A 14,783-nucleotide genomic window follows, 5' to 3' on the forward strand; every position below is an offset into this window, starting at 1 on the left:
AGCGCAAGAACGGCCGCCAGAAGGTCGACTACATCCACCCGGAGCTCGAGGCGCCTCTCAAGGAGGTGCTGGACGTCACCTACGGGCTGATCGTCTACCAAGAGCAGGTCCAGCGCATCGCGCAGATCGTCGCCGGCTACACGCTGGGCGCCGCAGACCTGCTGCGTCGAGCCATGGGTAAGAAGAAGCCCGAGGTGCTCGCGAAGGAGTTCGAACCCTTCAGCGCCGGTATGCGGAAGAACGGCTTCTCCGACCAGGCCATCCAGAAGTTGTGGGACACGCTGGTCCCGTTCGCCGACTACGCCTTCAACAAGGCACACACCGCCTCGTACGGAGTGCTGTCGTTCTGGACGGCCTATCTTAAGGCGCATTACCCCACGGAGTTCATGGCGGCGCTGCTCACCTCGGTGGGCGCGGACAAAGACAAGATGGCGCTGTACCTGGCCGAATGCCGCCGCATGGGCATTACGGTGCTGCCGCCGGACGTCAACGACTCCAAGGCGAACTTCTCGGCCGTTGGCAACGACATCCGCTTTGGCCTGACGGCCGTGCGCAACGTCGGCCACAACGTGGTCGCGGAGATCCAGAAGGCGCGCGAGGCGAAGGGGCGCTACGCATCGTTCCCCGACTTCCTTGACAAGGTGCCCGCGTCGGTGTGCAACAAGCGCACCATCGACTCGCTGGTGAAGGCGGGCGCGTTCGACTCGCTCGGTCACACGCGCAAGTCGCTGTCGGTCATTCACGAGCAAGCGGTGGACTCTGTGGTGGGCGTCAAGCGCCAGGAGGCCACGGGGCAGTTCGACCTGTTCGGCGGGGACGTGGACCTCAGCGGCGGGGTGCGCGTCGAGGTGCCCAACATCCCCGAATGGGACAAGAAGACGCTGCTCAACCTGGAGCGCGAGATGCTCGGGCTGTACGTCTCCGATCACCCGCTGTCGGGGCTGGATCACGTGCTGCGCGCCGAGGCGACGCACCAGATCCTCAACGCCACGCCAGCGCACGGGCTGGGCGACGGCGAGCAGGTGGTGTTCGCGGGGCTCATCACGCGTGTGGACCGGCGCATCGCGCGCTCCGGCAACGCCTACGCGATCGTGGTGCTCGAGGACATGACGGGCGAGGTCGAGGTGTCGTTCTTTGCCAAGACGTATGAGACCTACGCGCGAGATCTCACCGAGGACGCGGTGGTGACCATCAAGGCGCGCTCGCGTGAGCGCGGCGATGGGGGCCTGCAATTCTCCGCCATCGAACTGCGCATCCCGAACGTGAACGTGGTGGACATCGCGCCGGTGGCCATCAGTGTGCCTGCTGGGCGCGTCACCCCTCCGCTCGTCGAGGAGGTCAAGGGCATCCTGCGGTCACACCCTGGCACCGTCGAGGTGCGGATGGTGCTGACGGGCGGCGACAAGCCGCTCACGATGCGCCTGGGGGACGACTTCCGCGTGGCCAAGTCGTCGGCGCTGTACGGCGACCTCAAGGCCGCGCTTGGCCCCAACTGCTTGGCCAGCTAGCTCTCGCTCGGGACGGGTTCGGTTGTGCGCGGCGCTAGCAGCCAGTCGAGCGCCTGCGGAGCGGTCCAGCCGTCGGGATGCAACTGCGCAAGGCGGCGCGGGCCCTCGAGGTCCGCGCCCAACGTGATCAGCGGCCTTTCGACATAGCCGGTGGCCCGGGTCTGCCCCAGGCCGACGTTGGCCATGAGGGCGTTGCACAGGCACAGGCGCCCGGCGGCGTCCTCCGGTTTGCCACCCTTGCGTGCAAAGGGACGTTCGGGCTCGGCGGAACAGCGGGTATCCACCTCGCCGTTGGGCTTCACAAAGGGGATGCCCAGGAAGCCCAGGTCGCATAGCCGCGGGCGGGCCGCGGCCACGTCCGCGTCGGACAGGGAGCCTGACAGGTCGGCGACCTTGAAGGGGAAGCCCGTGGGCGATGCCCGCAGGTCGGTGGTCACTGTGAGCGTGCCGTCGGCGACGTGCGCGACCAGCTGCTCGCGGATGGCGGGGTCAAAGTTGGAGTCGGTGCTGAGCGCGAAGAGTGTCCCCACCTGCACGCCCACGGCCCCCGCGGCCTGGGCTGCGACCAGTCTCTCGGGCGTGCCGTAGGTGCCCGCCAACCAAAAAGGCAGGCCGATCGCGGCGACCTTGCTCAGGTCCGCGTAGTCGCGAGGGCCAAACTGGGGTTGGCCGGCGTCGTCGAGGACAACCTTGCCGCGGGGCGGCGCGTTGTGACCGCCCGCTTGGGGGCCCTCGATCACGAAGCCGTCGGGACGAATCGCCTCGTCACGCGCGAGGTAGTCGGCGAGCACGTGGGCGGAGACGATCGCGAGAAAACGCGGTCGCGTCAACTCTGGTAGCGACGCGCCGAGCAGGTCGACGGGGTCGAGAGACACGGAGAATCGGCCCGGCTCGGCTCCCGCGACGTCTACCGGGAAGGCCACCGCAGCGTGCTGGACGAGTTGGCCGAGCAGCCGGGGGATCTCGCGGGGCAGGCCCGCACCCATCAGCACGTAGTCGACGCCGGCGAGCATGGCTCCGTAGGCCGCGGCGGGTGTGGCCATCTGCACCTTTTCGAGGTAGTTCACTCCCACCAGGCCGCTGTGGCCCTCCTTGGCCAGCCAGACCTCGACAAAGTTGCCCAGAATCGCCAACTCCTGCGCTTCGCGTGTCTGCTCGATCGCGAGCTTGGGGACGGCCGCGTAGGGCTGTGCCGCGTCACGGCCGTGGGGCAAGAAGTACTCGTCGAGGGCGCGCTCGGCCACGGCGGGTGAGGGGAACGCGGCGAGGGCTCGGCGCACGTGGCCGCCCTTGTCGCCGTTCTGGAGTCGACGCGCGAGCACCATGTCCAGTCCGATGCCAGAGACGACGCCCAGTTGCCCCGCCTGGGCGACCTGTGAGGCAAGACGCCACGACGATACCGCGGCACCCATGCCCCCTTGGATGATGCTCGGTAGGGGGCGGCCCTCGGTGGGGTCGGCCCGTGGTGGTGCTGCGATCTGAGTCGCCATGAGGCCTCTCCCGTCGTTTGGCCAAGGCTAACCTACGCAACCGTAGGTAGCCGGGGCGTTCGTCCCGTCGCTCTTATGGGGGAGACCCGTGGTCCGCGCGGGGGATCTGCGCCGCCGGTAGGCTTGCGGACGTGTTGAGACGCATCGATCTACGCGGTCAGGAACTGTCCACCCGGGAGCTGCTAGCGGTGGTGCCGCGCGCCGAAATCGACATCGATGCCGCGCTGACGACGGTGCGTCCGATTCTCGCCGACGTCCGTGTCAGGGGAGAGGCGGCGCTGCGGGAGTACGGCGCGCGCTTTGACGGCGGATCTCCCGCCCAGCTGCGGGTCGAGCCCGCCGCGATGCAAGCGGCGCTCGGCGCCCTGGACCCTGCCGTGCGGGCGGGCCTCGAGGAGGCCATCACGCGGGTGCGCGCCTTCCATGAGGCGACCGTTCCGCCGCCCGTGAGCGTGAACCTCGCCCCGGGTGCTCGTGTCAGCCAACGCTGGGTGCCGGTGAGCCGGGTGGGGCTGTACGTGCCCGGCGGTCTCGCGGTCTATCCGAGCTCCGTGGTGATGAATGTGGTGGCCGCTCAGGCCGCCGGAGTCACGGAAATTGCGGTGACCACGCCCCCGCAACGCGCTCTTGACGGTGCGCCGCACCCGACCATTCTGGCGGCGTGCGCGCTGCTGGACGTGACCGAGGTGTACGCCGTGGGCGGCGCGCAGGCGATCGCGATGCTCGCCTACGGGGCCGAGGCCACGGCAGGCGGCACCCTGTGTGAGCCCGTGGACGTCATCACGGGCCCGGGGAACGTCTACGTGGCGGCCGCCAAGCGCGCCGTGAACGGCACCGTGGGTATCGATTCGGAGGCGGGCCCCACGGAAATCGCCGTCATCGCGGACGACGCGGCCGACCCCACGTGGGTCGCGTACGACCTCTTGAGCCAGGCCGAACACGACCCCATGGCCGGCTCGGTGCTCATCACAGACAGCCCGACGCTCGCCGACGCGGTGGACCAGAAGCTCTCCGGTATAGCTGGCGCTACCAGGCACGATGTGCGCGTGAAGGAGGCCCTCACGGGGATCCAGAGCGCCATCATCTTGACCGGAAGCCTGGATCAGTCAATCCAGGTGGCCGATGCCTACGGCCCCGAGCACCTCGAGATCCACACCCGCGACGCCGCCGCAGTGGCGGCCCGAGTTCGCAACGCGGGCGCCATCTTTGTGGGCCCGCACAGCCCGGTCCCGCTGGGCGACTATCTTGCGGGCTCCAACCACGTCCTTCCCACGGGTGGCACCTCCCGATTCGCGAGTGGGCTGGGTGTCACGAGCTTTCTGCGGGCCGTCTCGGTGATCGAGTACGACGCCGATGCCTTGGCGGCGGTGGGAGACAAGGTGATCGCCCTCGCGAATGCGGAGGATCTGCCGGCGCACGGCGAGGCAATCGCCGCGCGACTGCACCCCACGGATTGACGCATCGGCGCCGCGCGGCGTCGCCACTAGACTCTCGGCATGACGTTGCCGCTTCGCCCCGAACTTGTGGGCCTCACGCCCTACGGCGCCCCTCAACTCGACGTTGCCGCCATGCTCAACGTGAACGAGAATCCGTACGCGCCGCCGCCCAGCGTGGTGGACGCGATCACCAGGTCCGTGCATGACGCTGTCGAGGGCCTCAATCGTTACCCCGACAGGGAGTTCTTGGGCTTGCGCACCGACCTTGCCCGCTACCTTGCGACGGAAAGCCACGTCGACTTCCTGGAGCCGCACAACATCTGGGCGGCCAACGGTTCCAACGAGATCATGCTTCACCTCCACCAGGCATTCGCGGGCCCTGGCCGCAAGGTGTTGAGCTTCGCTCCCACCTATTCGATGTATCCCGAATACAGCCGCGACACCGTCACCGAGTACGTGACTCTGCCGCGCCGCGACGACTTCCGCCTCGATATGGACGCCGCCGTCGCGGCCATCGCCGACATCGCGCCGACGATCGTGCTGGTGGCCAGCCCCAACAACCCGACCGGCACGGCGCTCGGATTACACGAGGTCAGGGTGCTTGCCGCAGCCTGCGCCGAGGTTCCCGGCGGCAGCGTGCTGGTGGTGGATGAGGCGTACGCAGAGTTCCGCCGTAGGGGGGTGCCGAGCGCGGCGACCCTGTTGCCAGAGACGCCTCACTTGGTGGTCACGCGGACGATGTCGAAGGCGTTTGCGCTGGCGGGGGGTCGCTTGGGGTACTTGGCGGCGAGCAAGGACGTGGTGGATGCGCTGCGCATCGTGCGCCTGCCGTACCACTTGAGTTCGATCACCCAGGCGGCCGCGCGTGCGGCGTTGGCGCACCACCGTGAGCTGCAGGCGCAGGTGGACGAGATTCGTGCAGAGCGGGACGATACGGTGGACTGGTTGCGCGCTCAGGGGTACACCGTGCCCGAGACCGATGCCAACTTTGTGCTCTTCGGTCCCGTCCCGAACCGCGAGGAGGTCTTCGAAGGTCTGCTTCGCCGCGGCGTTCTGATCCGCGTGGTCGGTCCGGAGGGATGGCTGCGGGTCTCGATCGGCACGGCCCGCGAGATGGCAATGTTCCGCAACGCACTCTTGGAGGTCACCGCATGACCCGCACCACATCGGCACACACCACTGCCGCCCGCACCGGACGCGTCGAGCGCTCCACGAGCGAATCGAGCGTGCTCGTCGAACTCAACCTGGACGGCTCCGGCGCCACCGAGATCAGCACCGGCGTGCCGTTCTACGATCACATGCTGACGGCGCTGGGCAAGCACTCCCTGATGGACTTGCGCGTCCAGGCGACGGGCGACGTCCACATTGACAGCCACCACACGGTCGAGGACGTCGCGATCTGCATCGGCGAGGCCCTGAAGCAGGCGCTGGGAGACAAGGCGGGCATCGGCCGCTTTGGCGACGCCATGGTGCCGCTGGACGAGGCCCTCGCCCAGTGCGTCGTCGACGTGTCCGGACGCCCCTACTTTGTGCACACGGGCGAGCCGACCGGTCAGGCCACGCACCTCATCGGCGGCAACTTTGCGGGCTCGCTGACGGCCCACGCGCTTGAGTCGATCGCCCACCACGCGGGCATCTGCGTGCACATGCGCGTGCTGGCAGGGCGCGATCCTCACCACATCGTGGAGGCGCAGTTCAAGGCGCTCGCACGGGCGTTGCGCGCCGCGGTAGCGCCCGATGCCAGGGTGAAGGGGATCCCGTCCACCAAGGGGGCGCTATGACCACCGAGGAGGCACTCGACGGCGCTCCGGCGCAGATTGCCGCGCTGTTCGCGCCGATTCCCAACGGCAAGGTGCTTGCGGCCCTGTGTGCGCTCAACGGGTTCGGAGCCCAGGTCTTGGAGACCTCTGCCGGGGCGATGGCGGTGTTGGACGACGCCACCCCCGACAGCCTCCACGGTGCCGCCCGTTCCGTGTCGAGCTTCGCGAAGGATCGGCCGCTGGTCGCCATGGAACGACGCGATGGCCAGATCACGGTGTGGCGTTACCTGGCGGGGCAGCGCGGCGAGACCCTCCCACCGGGCCTGGCGCTCAATGATGCGCCCGGCGTGGTCACGACGTTGATGACGGGGGCGCAGACCATCGCGGACGTCGCGGTCACTCACGAGGACAAGGTTTTCGACGCTCACATGGGCCGCATCGCGGCCTTCAGGCAGTTGCGCAAGCTGTCCGCCCAGGCCAAGCGCGAGGCGAAGGCGCAGGCGGACAGGCCCTGACGCCAGCGCCTGCGGGACCCTCCGCGGCGCGCCGTTAGAATCGCCGCATGCCCACGGTGACTGTTCTTGACTATGGCTTTGGCAACGTGCGATCCGCGGTGCGCGCCCTTGAGCACGTGGGCGCCGACGTGACGCTCACCGCCGACCGGGCCGCCGCCGAGAACGCGGACGGCCTCGTGGTTCCCGGCGTGGGCGCCTTCGCGGCCGTCATGGAGGGGCTGCGCGGAGTCCGCGGCGACCAGATCGTGGAGCGGCGTCTGGCCGGCGGACGACCCGTGCTGGGGATCTGCGTGGGCATGCAAGTGATGTTTGAGCGCGGCGTCGAGCACGGCGAGGATGTCGCTGGCCTGGATCAGTGGCCCGGCGTTGTCGAGCGACTGCGCACGTCGAGAGTCCCCAACATGGGATGGGCGCACGTCGAGCCGGCCGAAGGCACCAGGCTGTTCAAGGGCATCGAGGATGAGCGCTTCTACTTTGTGCACTCCTACGGCGCGCGCGAGTTCCCGTTGGGCATCACGGAGGACACCGGCAGGCTCGCCCCGCCGCGCGTGACGTGGTCCGAGGCGGGGGAGTCGGATGACGCCGACCGCTTTGTGGCGGCCGTCGAGAACGGGCCCCTGTGCGCGACCCAGTTCCACCCCGAGAAGTCCGGCGAGGCTGGCCTGCAGTTGCTCCGCAACTGGGTAGCGACGCTCTAGCCGTCTCGCGTCGGCACGGCAGTCCGGTCTGTCACCGGTACCCTGGGAGCCGCCCGCGGCCCTTGCACCACCATGCGCACACCCGCCACCAGGAGAGACATGACCGACCTGCCCCGCCTCGAACTCCTTCCCGCCGTTGACGTGGCGGACGGCCAGGCCGTGCGCCTCACGCAGGGTGCTGCTGGCTCCGAGACGGGCTACGGCGACCCCTTGAGCGCGGCCCTCGACTGGGTCAAGGGCGGCGCCGAGTGGATCCACCTGGTGGACCTCGACGCGGCGTTCGGCCGCGGCTCCAACGCGCAGCTCCTGGCGGATGTGGTGAGGGCCGTGGACGTCAAGGTCGAGATGTCGGGCGGTATCAGGGACGACGAGTCCCTGGAGCGCGCCATGGCCACCGGCTGCGCCCGCGTGAACCTCGGCACCGCCGCGCTGGAGAACCCGGAGTGGACCGCATCGGCGATCGATCGCTACGGCGACCGTGTGGCCGTGGGCCTGGATGTGCGGGGCACCACGCTCGCGGCGCGGGGCTGGACCAAGGACGGCGGCGACCTGTGGGAGGTGCTCGCGCGCCTGGACGCCGCGGGCTGCTCGCGCTACGTGGTCACGGACGTCAACAAGGACGGCATGCTCACCGGCCCCAACCTGGAGTTGCTGGCCCAGGTGTGCGAGGCGACCAAGGCGCCGGTGGTCGCATCGGGCGGCGTGAGCTCGCTGGCCGACATCGAGGCCATCCGCACCCTCACCCCAGTGGGCGTCGAGGGGGCGATCGTGGGCAAGGCGCTCTACAACGGCAACTTCACGCTGCCCCAGGCGCTCGACGTCGCCGGACGCCCGTAACACCCACGACTGCGCCTCGCAGCGTCAGACCACGTCGCTAGGCTGGACGCATGAGCGAGCACGAGGACAACCCACCGTCAGAACCGCTCAAGGAGATTCCGGAGTCGGTGTTTGCCGATGACGACGGCAGCGCCGATGCGCGCCTCGCCCAGGTTCTCATCCGCTTCTCGCGCGGCAAGGCCCCGCTGACCGAGGTGGTGGATGCGTTGCAATACGCACGCGTCCTGGTGCCCGTGCTCGCGGAGGGCGAGCAACGCATCATGGGCAAGCACGGCGTGGAACAGGACCACGTCGGCTCCACCGGTGTGGTCGCGTTGCAGATCCCCGACGGCAGGTCGGCGCTCCCGATCTTCACCGACGTCGACGCGATGCGCACGTGGAATGCCGATGCCCGGCCCATTCCCGCGGAGGGCCCGCGAGCCGCGCTCGCCGCCGCCGCGGAGGGCTGGAGCGTGATGGTGCTGAACCCCGTCATGGAGTCCGTGGTCATCCCGCGGCCTGCGGTGTGGGCGCTCGGTCAAGGCGAAACGTGGCGCCCGGCGGTGGTGGACGGCCACGTGGCTCACGACGTGCGCGAGGCGATCATCGACGCCGTGTCCCTCGACGACGAGGTGCGCAGCATCGACGCACTACCCGGACGTCAGGCCGAGGTGGCGGTGGTGGTGGCGCTCGTGCCGGGTTTGGCACAGGACGCAGTGGACGACGCCGTACGACGCGTCCACGAGGCGCTCGCGGAATCGCCCGTGGTGGCGGACAGGGTCGACAGCATGGAACTTCGGCTGGCCACCTGGACCGGTTAGCGTCTTAGGTCACGGCGAACTACCCACAGGAGTTCGCGTTGGGCTCCCACTGCGCCGGATCCTGGAGCAGCCGGTCCAGCCACACCACCGGCCAGGCCACGGAACGCTGGAATTCGTCGCCCGCGTACACCACGGCCACGACCTTGCCCTCGCTGTTGTAGACGGGGGAGCCGGAGCTGCCGGGTTCGACGTGCGCGCGTAGCGACCACACGAGTTGCTGAGTGTCGCCGACCCCGTCTACCTCGGCGCCCAGGTAGTGGCCCTCCTGGACCTCAAGTTTCTCGCCGGAGGGGTACCCCACGATCGTGATCGGGTCCAGAGGTTGCATACCTGTGATCTCATACTCGGCCGCGTCGGTGAAGACGCTGTCGAGCGTCAACAGTGCGAGGTCCGCCACGGGCGCGACCTGGGAGGACTTCACGGCGAAGTCGCGACCGTCGTACGTGGTGACCTGGATGCTGGTGCCGTCCTCAACCACGTGACGGTTGGTGACCACCTCGCGGTCCGAGAGGATCCACCCGGAGCCGGTCGCCCAGCCAGTGCAGGTCTGCACCCGGATGCGCACGGCAAGGCGCTGCTCCGCCGTGAACCCATCGGACGTCGCCATGGCGGGGTCGAAGGTCGGTGCGGCCACCTCGGGGATAAAGTTCGCGTCGAGCGGTGGGGGCGGGCTGGGAATGACGCCGCATGCGGCAAGGGTAAGCACAACGCAGGCGCCCACCGTGGCGATACGCAGAGGCAGTCGACTCACTGCCCGATCTCTTCCTTGAAGGCGCTGAAGTCAGCGGCGACGCCATCGCAATACGCGGTGACCTCCATCTCCACTTGGTGGCTCGTCTTGCCCGGGAAGTACAGGCGGGAGTCGGTGAGGACGTCGATCAACTCCTGGCGGGAATCCGCACAGCTAATCATCGCGTCCACGTAGCCGATCAGCACCGATTCGCGGTCGTTGGCGTGGGCCTCCTCGTTGGCAAGGTCGCTGATGCGCGACGTGGCGTTGTCCAGTTCGACCTGCGCGGCCACCATGCGGGCCTCCGCGTCCGCCTTGGCCGCCTCGGCATCGGCCACCTGCTGGCCGAGGTCCCGGGAAATGAGGGTGAGTTCATCCGCCCTGCTGCTCCACTCGCGGGACACGACGATCAGGTAAGCGCTGAGGCCGACCAGGCCAAGCACCCCCAGGCCGGCGAGGACCCATCCGAACCGGCGCAGCAATCGGGGCCTGGGTTGGGGCGAAGCGGGAGACTCTCCGGGCGCAGTCTGCTGCGTCGCGACGTCGTGCTCGTCGTGCGGCCCGGGCGCGCTCGTGCCTGGCTGATCAGTCATGGAAATCTCTCAGGTCAAGGAGGAGGTGCAGTTCTGCTGCTGTGGAACCAGGAGTTGCTCCTCGTCCAACAGCGTGCGCAAGAGCGATACCGGCACCATGAACGACTGCTCCGCTTCGTTCTTCGCGTAGATGACGCCCACAACCTCACCGCGTTCGTTGAGCACGGGTGAACCGGAGGACCCCGGCTCCACAGGTGCCGTCGTGGCGAGCACGGCGCCTAGGGCGGCGCCGAGCGGGTCTCCCGTGGCGCCGAGGACCACGCCCGATACGGAGGTGAGTCTGCCGCCGTTGGGGTAGCCCACCACGGTCACCGCGTCACCTTCGACAGGGTCCTCTTGGGCAAGCACCGCACCGGGGCCGATGGCTTCCTCAGTGGTGATGATCGCCAGGTCCGCCACCGCGGCCACCGAGGCGGCCGTCACGGCTATGGTGCGGCCGTCGTAGGTGGTGACCTGAAGTTTCCTGGTGTCCTCCACCACGTGCCGATTCGTGATGAGCGTGTGGGCGTCGTACGCGAATCCGGTGCCCGTCTTGAGGGAGTCGCAACCGACGTTGCGCACCCTCACGGTCATGCGTTGCGCCACACTGAAACCGTCGGGCGAAAGGTTTCCCTGCAGCGCCACGTCGCTCGCCGGCACCGACGGAACATAGTTGGACGGCAGGCCGCCGGGCGCATCGGGAAGCGCCGCACAGCCGGCGAGCAGACCTGCTACGGCGCACGCGGCGACAAGAAGGCGGGGTGATCTCATTTGGCAAGCGCCGTCTGGAGGTCAACGTTGGCGGCCGTGGCCGCATCACAGACCTTGACCACGCCGGACTGGAACGTGGCGACCTCGAGGGGGTCGTAGTTGGCGGGCGTCGTGAGGTAGCCGATCAGTTGCTGCTGATAGTCGACACACTTGTTGAGCGAGTTCGCGACCGTCGCTGCGGTGGTGAGGACGTCGGTGAGGTCATTGATTTGGCGCGCATAGAACTCGGCATTGTCATCACGCTGTGCGACGTCGTCCGCGAGTTCAAGCACGCGTTGCTGCGCGGTGTTGAGCTGTTCGGAGACAAGGTCCACCTGGGCCTGAAGGGCGACAACCTTGGCCTGTTCGTCGGCGAGGCGTTGGCCGAGGTCGTAATTTTGCGCCTTGACGTCCTCAACCTGGGCTTGCCATTGGTTCGACACGTCCGTCAGGCGGTAGATGATGAATCCTGCGGTGATCAGGAGCACCCCAAGCAAGGCGGTGATGATGATCCACAGTCGCTGGCGTTTCATCGGGGCGTGATCAGACGGTGCGGCGTCGTCCGAAACGGGCGCGAGCACGGTGGTTTCCTCATTCGCTGAGGTGCGGAAAGTGTTCCCGGTATCGGGCGAAGGGGGGCTGGTCATCTAGTTCACTGCTCCGGTGTATTTTTCTCCGGGACCCTCCCCGGCCGCGTCGGGCACCACGGACGCCTCTCGAAAGGCCAACTGTACGCTTCTGAGGCCGTCTCGGAGCGCACGCGCGTGGGTGTCGCCAAGGTCGGGAGCGGCTCCCGTGACAAGCGCCGCCAAGGCGTTGATCAGTATCCGTGCCTCCGAGAGGTCCTGGAACTCTTCGCCCTCGTCCGCAAGCCCGCATCTCAGCGCAGCGGCGGACATCAGGTGCACGCTGACAGTGGTGATGAGTTCGACTGCCGAGACGTCGGCGATGTCGCGGGCGGCGGTCAACGGGTCGCCGACGCTCGGTGAGGTGTTCTGGGAGTCCGGGCTGGGCGTGGGGGATGTCATGGTGCTATTCTTGTACGTCGACCGGCCGTGGATGTTCCGCGGCTCGCAAGTGGAGATCACCTCCCACCCTCAGGGCCGCAGCAGCGGGCCAGGGTTGGTCTAGATGAACGGTAGCGTTCGTCTCGTCCTTTGGTGGCCCCTGCTTGCATTCTGGCAGGGGCCTTTTGCTTGTGTCAGGAGCACATTCACGACTACGAAGGAGCAATTATCAACGAGCCCCGCATCAACGAACGCATCCGAGTCCCCGAGGTCCGACTGGTAGGCCCGCAGGGCGAGCAGGTAGGCATCGTCAGGATTGAGGACGCCATGCGGCTTGCTCAGGAGTCCGATCTCGATCTGGTCGAGGTGGCCCCGAATTCGCGCCCACCCGTCGTGAAGCTCATGGACTACGGCAAGTTCAAATACGAAGCGGCGGTCAAGGCGCGCGAGGCGCGTCGCAACCAAGCCAACACCGAGATCAAGGAGATGCGGTTCCGTCTCAAGATCGACGAGCATGACTACGAGACCAAGAAGGGCCACGTTGTTCGCTTCCTTAAGGGCGGCGACAAGGTCAAGGTCACCATCATGTTCCGTGGTCGCGAGCAGTCCCGCCCCGAGATGGGCAGGCGCTTGCTGCTGAAGTTGGCCGATGAGGTTGCGGAGTTCGCCGTGGTGGAAAACCTGCCGAGCCAGGAGGGACGCAACATGTCGCTCGTGCTCGGTCCGCTGAAGAAGAAGGCGGAAGCCAAGGAGGAGCAGCGCAAGGCGCGCGAAGCCAAGAAGGCGGCCGACGACGCGGAACGCACCGAGCGTGAATCCGCGAAGGACGCCGACGCCGCGGCAGCCGCCGAGGCGTAAGTCTCGTCATCAGATGTCCGGGCCTCGCGCCCGGGGAAGGTGTGCCGCGCTCACCGGCGTGGCCAGACGCTCAAGTGAAGGAGGGCGAACGTGCCCAAGAACAAGACCCATTCGGGTGCCAAGAAGCGATTCAAGCTGACCGGTACTGGCAAGGTGAAGCACGCCTCGGCCATGAACGTGCACAAGTTTGAAGAGAAGACGTCGTCGCGCAAGCGCCGTGTCGCCATCGACGGCATCCTGCCCGGTGCCGATGCCAAGAAGATCAAGAAGCTGCTGGGCAAGTAGCCCCCTAAGACACCAAGGAGTACCCCATGGCACGCGTCAAGCGGGCTGTTAACGCCCAGAAGAAGCGCCGCACTACCCTCGAGCGCGCATCCGGTTACCGGGGCCAGCGCTCACGTCTGTACCGCAAGGCGAAGGAGCAGGTCACCCACTCCCTCATGTACTCGTACCGGGACCGCCGTGCCCGCAAGGGCGAGTTCCGCAAGCTGTGGATCCAGCGCATCAACGCCGCTGCCCGCGCGAACGGTATGACCTACAACCGCCTTATTCAGGGCCTCAAGGCCGCTGAGGTTGAGGTGGACCGCCGGATGCTCGCCGAACTCGCCGTCAGCGACGAGGCCGCGTTCGCGCAGTTGGTCGACATCGCCAAGAAGGCGCTTCCGGCCGACGTCAACGCTCCCGTAGCGTAGGGCGACACCAGGCATGACAGAACGCCCCGTCGGGCGCCACCTTGCTGCGACACTCGCGAATCCGCGAGCTGACCGCGTCAAGCAGGTGGCAGCCCTGGCGGGGCGTTCTGCGCGCCGGCGTGCCGGCCAGGTGCTGGTGGAGGGCCCGCAGGCGGTGCGCGAGCTCGTGGCGCACCGGGCGTCTCACGTGAGGGACGTGTACGTCTTGGAAGACGCACTGGCATCCCGCGGCCCGCTGGCACTCATCGCCGATGCCGCGCTGGAGGCCGGGCTTCACGTTCACCCCGTGAGTGCCGACGTGGCGCGCGCCCTGTCGGCCGATTCTCAGGGCATCGTGGCCGTCGCATCGTCAGCAGCGGTGTTTTCCCAGTTTCCCTCGGCGCCCCGGTTGGTGGCGATCCTGTCCCAGGTCCGCGACCCCGGCAACGCGGGTGCAGCGATTCGCGTGGCCGACGCCGCTGGCGCCGACGCCGTGGTGCTGGCAGGCGACAGCGTCGACCCGACCAACCCCAAGGTGGTGCGCGCCACCGCCGGCAGCCTGTTCCACCTGCCCGTGGTGCGTGCCGAGTCGCTCGCCGATGCCGTGACGGCGGCGCGTGAAGCGGGGCTCGCAATACTGGCGGCCGATGTCTCGGGCGCGACGGAGTTGGGCTCACCTCAAGGTCCCGACCTCACCGGACCCACCGCGTGGGTGTTCGGAAACGAGGCGTGGGGGCTGAGCGCCGACGAGTTGTCGCTGGCAGACCGCGTGATGAGGATTCCCATCTTTGGGCGGGCAGAGAGCCTGAACCTCGGCACCGCCGCCGCGGTGTGCCTGTACGCGTCCGCGTGGGCCGTTAGGCGCTGAGCGAAGGCAGGTGCAGCTTGTCACATTCTGTGGAACGATTCGCCCCTGGCACCCCACAATGGGGGGCATGCGCAGGGCGGCGTGGAAGCGCAGGCTATCTCAGCCCGCCACCCGACTCGCAACGGTGGCAGGGCTCGTTGTCGCGCTCGTAGTCGGCCAGTTCGTGCTCCTGGTCGCTGGCAGCGCGGCCGCCGACACGGAGGCCCGCAATGCGGCGAAGGACTCGATTTGGCTTTGCCCCGGTTTGGTGGACACCTTGTAAGAGAGGATGTCCATTATGGGA

Annotated in this window: 19 protein-coding genes; 13 read left to right on the top strand and 6 right to left on the bottom strand. The window is 67.8% G+C overall.

Annotation, left to right across the window (positions count from 1 at the left end; genetic code table 11):
• On the top strand, positions 1-1,508 hold a 1,508-nt coding region (locus QZZ29_RS12005; protein WP_291383566.1), incomplete at its 5' end, for an OB-fold nucleic acid binding domain-containing protein.
• On the opposite strand, the gene QZZ29_RS12010 is transcribed toward QZZ29_RS12005, so the two are convergent.
• Positions 1,505-2,998, bottom strand: a complete 1,494-nt coding sequence (locus tag QZZ29_RS12010; RefSeq protein WP_291383567.1) for a nitronate monooxygenase — start codon at positions 2,996-2,998, stop codon at positions 1,505-1,507. The two genes, QZZ29_RS12005 and QZZ29_RS12010, sit on opposite strands and share 4 nt — an antisense overlap.
• 131 nt (positions 2,999-3,129) lie before the next feature.
• Between QZZ29_RS12010 and hisD the strand changes: the two genes are divergently transcribed.
• The 7 genes from hisD (at position 3,130) to QZZ29_RS12045 (ending at position 9,044) form a co-directional block, all read left to right on the top strand.
• On the top strand, positions 3,130-4,455 hold the full coding sequence (gene hisD, locus QZZ29_RS12015; RefSeq protein ID WP_291383568.1) for a histidinol dehydrogenase: 1,326 nt from the start codon (positions 3,130-3,132) through the stop codon (positions 4,453-4,455).
• 39 nt (positions 4,456-4,494) lie between these two features.
• Positions 4,495-5,589 (top strand): histidinol-phosphate transaminase, encoded by a 1,095-nt coding sequence (locus QZZ29_RS12020; protein ID WP_291383569.1) that lies wholly within the window; start codon positions 4,495-4,497, stop codon positions 5,587-5,589.
• Entirely contained in the window at positions 5,586-6,215 is a 630-nt protein-coding gene (gene hisB, locus QZZ29_RS12025; protein WP_291383570.1) for an imidazoleglycerol-phosphate dehydratase HisB, read from the top strand. Before QZZ29_RS12020 ends, hisB begins: the two co-directional genes overlap by 4 nt.
• Entirely contained in the window at positions 6,212-6,709 is a 498-nt protein-coding gene (locus QZZ29_RS12030; RefSeq protein ID WP_291383572.1) for a hypothetical protein, read from the top strand. The genes hisB and QZZ29_RS12030 overlap by 4 nt, the downstream gene beginning before the upstream one ends.
• A gap of 47 nt (positions 6,710-6,756) precedes the next feature.
• Positions 6,757-7,407 (top strand): imidazole glycerol phosphate synthase subunit HisH, encoded by a 651-nt coding sequence (hisH, locus tag QZZ29_RS12035; RefSeq protein ID WP_291383573.1) that lies wholly within the window; start codon positions 6,757-6,759, stop codon positions 7,405-7,407.
• Between the two features lie 99 nt (positions 7,408-7,506).
• Positions 7,507-8,244 (top strand): bifunctional 1-(5-phosphoribosyl)-5-((5-phosphoribosylamino)methylideneamino)imidazole-4-carboxamide isomerase/phosphoribosylanthranilate isomerase PriA, encoded by a 738-nt coding sequence (priA, locus tag QZZ29_RS12040; protein WP_291383574.1) that lies wholly within the window; start codon positions 7,507-7,509, stop codon positions 8,242-8,244.
• Positions 8,245-8,294: 50 nt separating this feature from the next.
• On the top strand, positions 8,295-9,044 hold the full coding sequence (locus QZZ29_RS12045) for an SseB family protein (protein WP_291383576.1): 750 nt from the start codon (positions 8,295-8,297) through the stop codon (positions 9,042-9,044).
• 19 nt (positions 9,045-9,063) lie between these two features.
• On the opposite strand, the gene QZZ29_RS12050 is transcribed toward QZZ29_RS12045, so the two are convergent.
• The 5 genes from QZZ29_RS12050 to QZZ29_RS12070 form a co-directional block, all read right to left on the bottom strand.
• Positions 9,064-9,795: a serine protease gene (locus QZZ29_RS12050; RefSeq protein WP_291383577.1), complete on the bottom strand. Its 732-nt coding sequence runs from the start codon at positions 9,793-9,795 to the stop codon at positions 9,064-9,066.
• Complete coding sequence (locus QZZ29_RS12055) at positions 9,792-10,367, bottom strand: hypothetical protein (RefSeq protein ID WP_291383579.1); 576 nt, start codon at positions 10,365-10,367, stop codon at positions 9,792-9,794. The genes QZZ29_RS12050 and QZZ29_RS12055 overlap by 4 nt, the downstream gene beginning before the upstream one ends.
• 9 nt (positions 10,368-10,376) lie before the next feature.
• Positions 10,377-11,117, bottom strand: coding sequence for a serine protease (locus QZZ29_RS12060; protein ID WP_291383580.1), 741 nt, complete (start codon positions 11,115-11,117; stop codon positions 10,377-10,379).
• Positions 11,114-11,677, bottom strand: a complete 564-nt coding sequence (locus QZZ29_RS12065; RefSeq protein WP_291383581.1) for a hypothetical protein — start codon at positions 11,675-11,677, stop codon at positions 11,114-11,116. The genes QZZ29_RS12060 and QZZ29_RS12065 overlap by 4 nt, the downstream gene beginning before the upstream one ends.
• Positions 11,678-11,743: 66 nt before the next feature.
• Positions 11,744-12,124: a DUF1844 domain-containing protein gene (locus tag QZZ29_RS12070; RefSeq protein ID WP_291383582.1), complete on the bottom strand. Its 381-nt coding sequence runs from the start codon at positions 12,122-12,124 to the stop codon at positions 11,744-11,746.
• 168 nt (positions 12,125-12,292) lie between these two features.
• Between QZZ29_RS12070 and infC the strand changes: the two genes are divergently transcribed.
• The 5 genes from infC (at position 12,293) to QZZ29_RS12095 (ending at position 14,762) form a co-directional block, all read left to right on the top strand.
• On the top strand, positions 12,293-12,961 hold the full coding sequence (gene infC / locus QZZ29_RS12075; protein WP_291383583.1) for a translation initiation factor IF-3: 669 nt from the start codon (positions 12,293-12,295) through the stop codon (positions 12,959-12,961).
• Positions 12,962-13,051: 90 nt separating this feature from the next.
• The gene (gene rpmI / locus QZZ29_RS12080) at positions 13,052-13,246 is read left to right on the top strand and encodes a 50S ribosomal protein L35 (RefSeq protein WP_291380203.1); all 195 of its coding nucleotides are present in this window, start codon (positions 13,052-13,054) and stop codon (positions 13,244-13,246) included.
• Positions 13,247-13,272: 26 nt separating this feature from the next.
• Entirely contained in the window at positions 13,273-13,653 is a 381-nt protein-coding gene (gene rplT, locus QZZ29_RS12085) for a 50S ribosomal protein L20 (RefSeq protein ID WP_291383585.1), read from the top strand.
• A 13-nt stretch (positions 13,654-13,666) separates the two neighbouring features.
• On the top strand, positions 13,667-14,500 hold the full coding sequence (locus QZZ29_RS12090; RefSeq protein WP_291383586.1) for an RNA methyltransferase: 834 nt from the start codon (positions 13,667-13,669) through the stop codon (positions 14,498-14,500).
• Positions 14,501-14,567: 67 nt separating this feature from the next.
• Positions 14,568-14,762, top strand: a complete 195-nt coding sequence (locus QZZ29_RS12095; protein WP_291383588.1) for a hypothetical protein — start codon at positions 14,568-14,570, stop codon at positions 14,760-14,762.
• The last annotated feature ends 21 nt before the right edge of the window (positions 14,763-14,783 follow it).

It is taken from the genome of Demequina sp., from assembly GCF_016278765.1.
Classification (GTDB): Bacteria; Actinomycetota; Actinomycetes; order Actinomycetales; family Demequinaceae; genus Demequina.

Excerpts from the sequence above, each read along its gene's own strand:
- QZZ29_RS12010 (WP_291383567.1), bottom strand. The coding sequence starts at position 2,998 with ATGGCGACTCAGATCGCAGCACCACCACGGGCCGACCCCACCGAGGGC.
- QZZ29_RS12020 (WP_291383569.1), top strand. The coding sequence starts at position 4,495 with ATGACGTTGCCGCTTCGCCCCGAACTTGTGGGCCTCACGCCCTACGGC.
- hisB (WP_291383570.1), top strand. The coding sequence starts at position 5,586 with ATGACCCGCACCACATCGGCACACACCACTGCCGCCCGCACCGGACGC.
- QZZ29_RS12030 (WP_291383572.1), top strand. The coding sequence starts at position 6,212 with ATGACCACCGAGGAGGCACTCGACGGCGCTCCGGCGCAGATTGCCGCG.
- hisH (WP_291383573.1), top strand. The coding sequence starts at position 6,757 with ATGCCCACGGTGACTGTTCTTGACTATGGCTTTGGCAACGTGCGATCC.
- priA (WP_291383574.1), top strand. The coding sequence starts at position 7,507 with ATGACCGACCTGCCCCGCCTCGAACTCCTTCCCGCCGTTGACGTGGCG.
- QZZ29_RS12045 (WP_291383576.1), top strand. The coding sequence starts at position 8,295 with ATGAGCGAGCACGAGGACAACCCACCGTCAGAACCGCTCAAGGAGATT.
- QZZ29_RS12055 (WP_291383579.1), bottom strand. The coding sequence starts at position 10,367 with ATGACTGATCAGCCAGGCACGAGCGCGCCCGGGCCGCACGACGAGCAC.
- QZZ29_RS12060 (WP_291383580.1), bottom strand. The coding sequence starts at position 11,117 with ATGAGATCACCCCGCCTTCTTGTCGCCGCGTGCGCCGTAGCAGGTCTG.
- QZZ29_RS12070 (WP_291383582.1), bottom strand. The coding sequence starts at position 12,124 with ATGACATCCCCCACGCCCAGCCCGGACTCCCAGAACACCTCACCGAGC.
- rplT (WP_291383585.1), top strand. The coding sequence starts at position 13,273 with ATGGCACGCGTCAAGCGGGCTGTTAACGCCCAGAAGAAGCGCCGCACT.
- QZZ29_RS12090 (WP_291383586.1), top strand. The coding sequence starts at position 13,667 with ATGACAGAACGCCCCGTCGGGCGCCACCTTGCTGCGACACTCGCGAAT.
- QZZ29_RS12095 (WP_291383588.1), top strand. The coding sequence starts at position 14,568 with ATGCGCAGGGCGGCGTGGAAGCGCAGGCTATCTCAGCCCGCCACCCGA.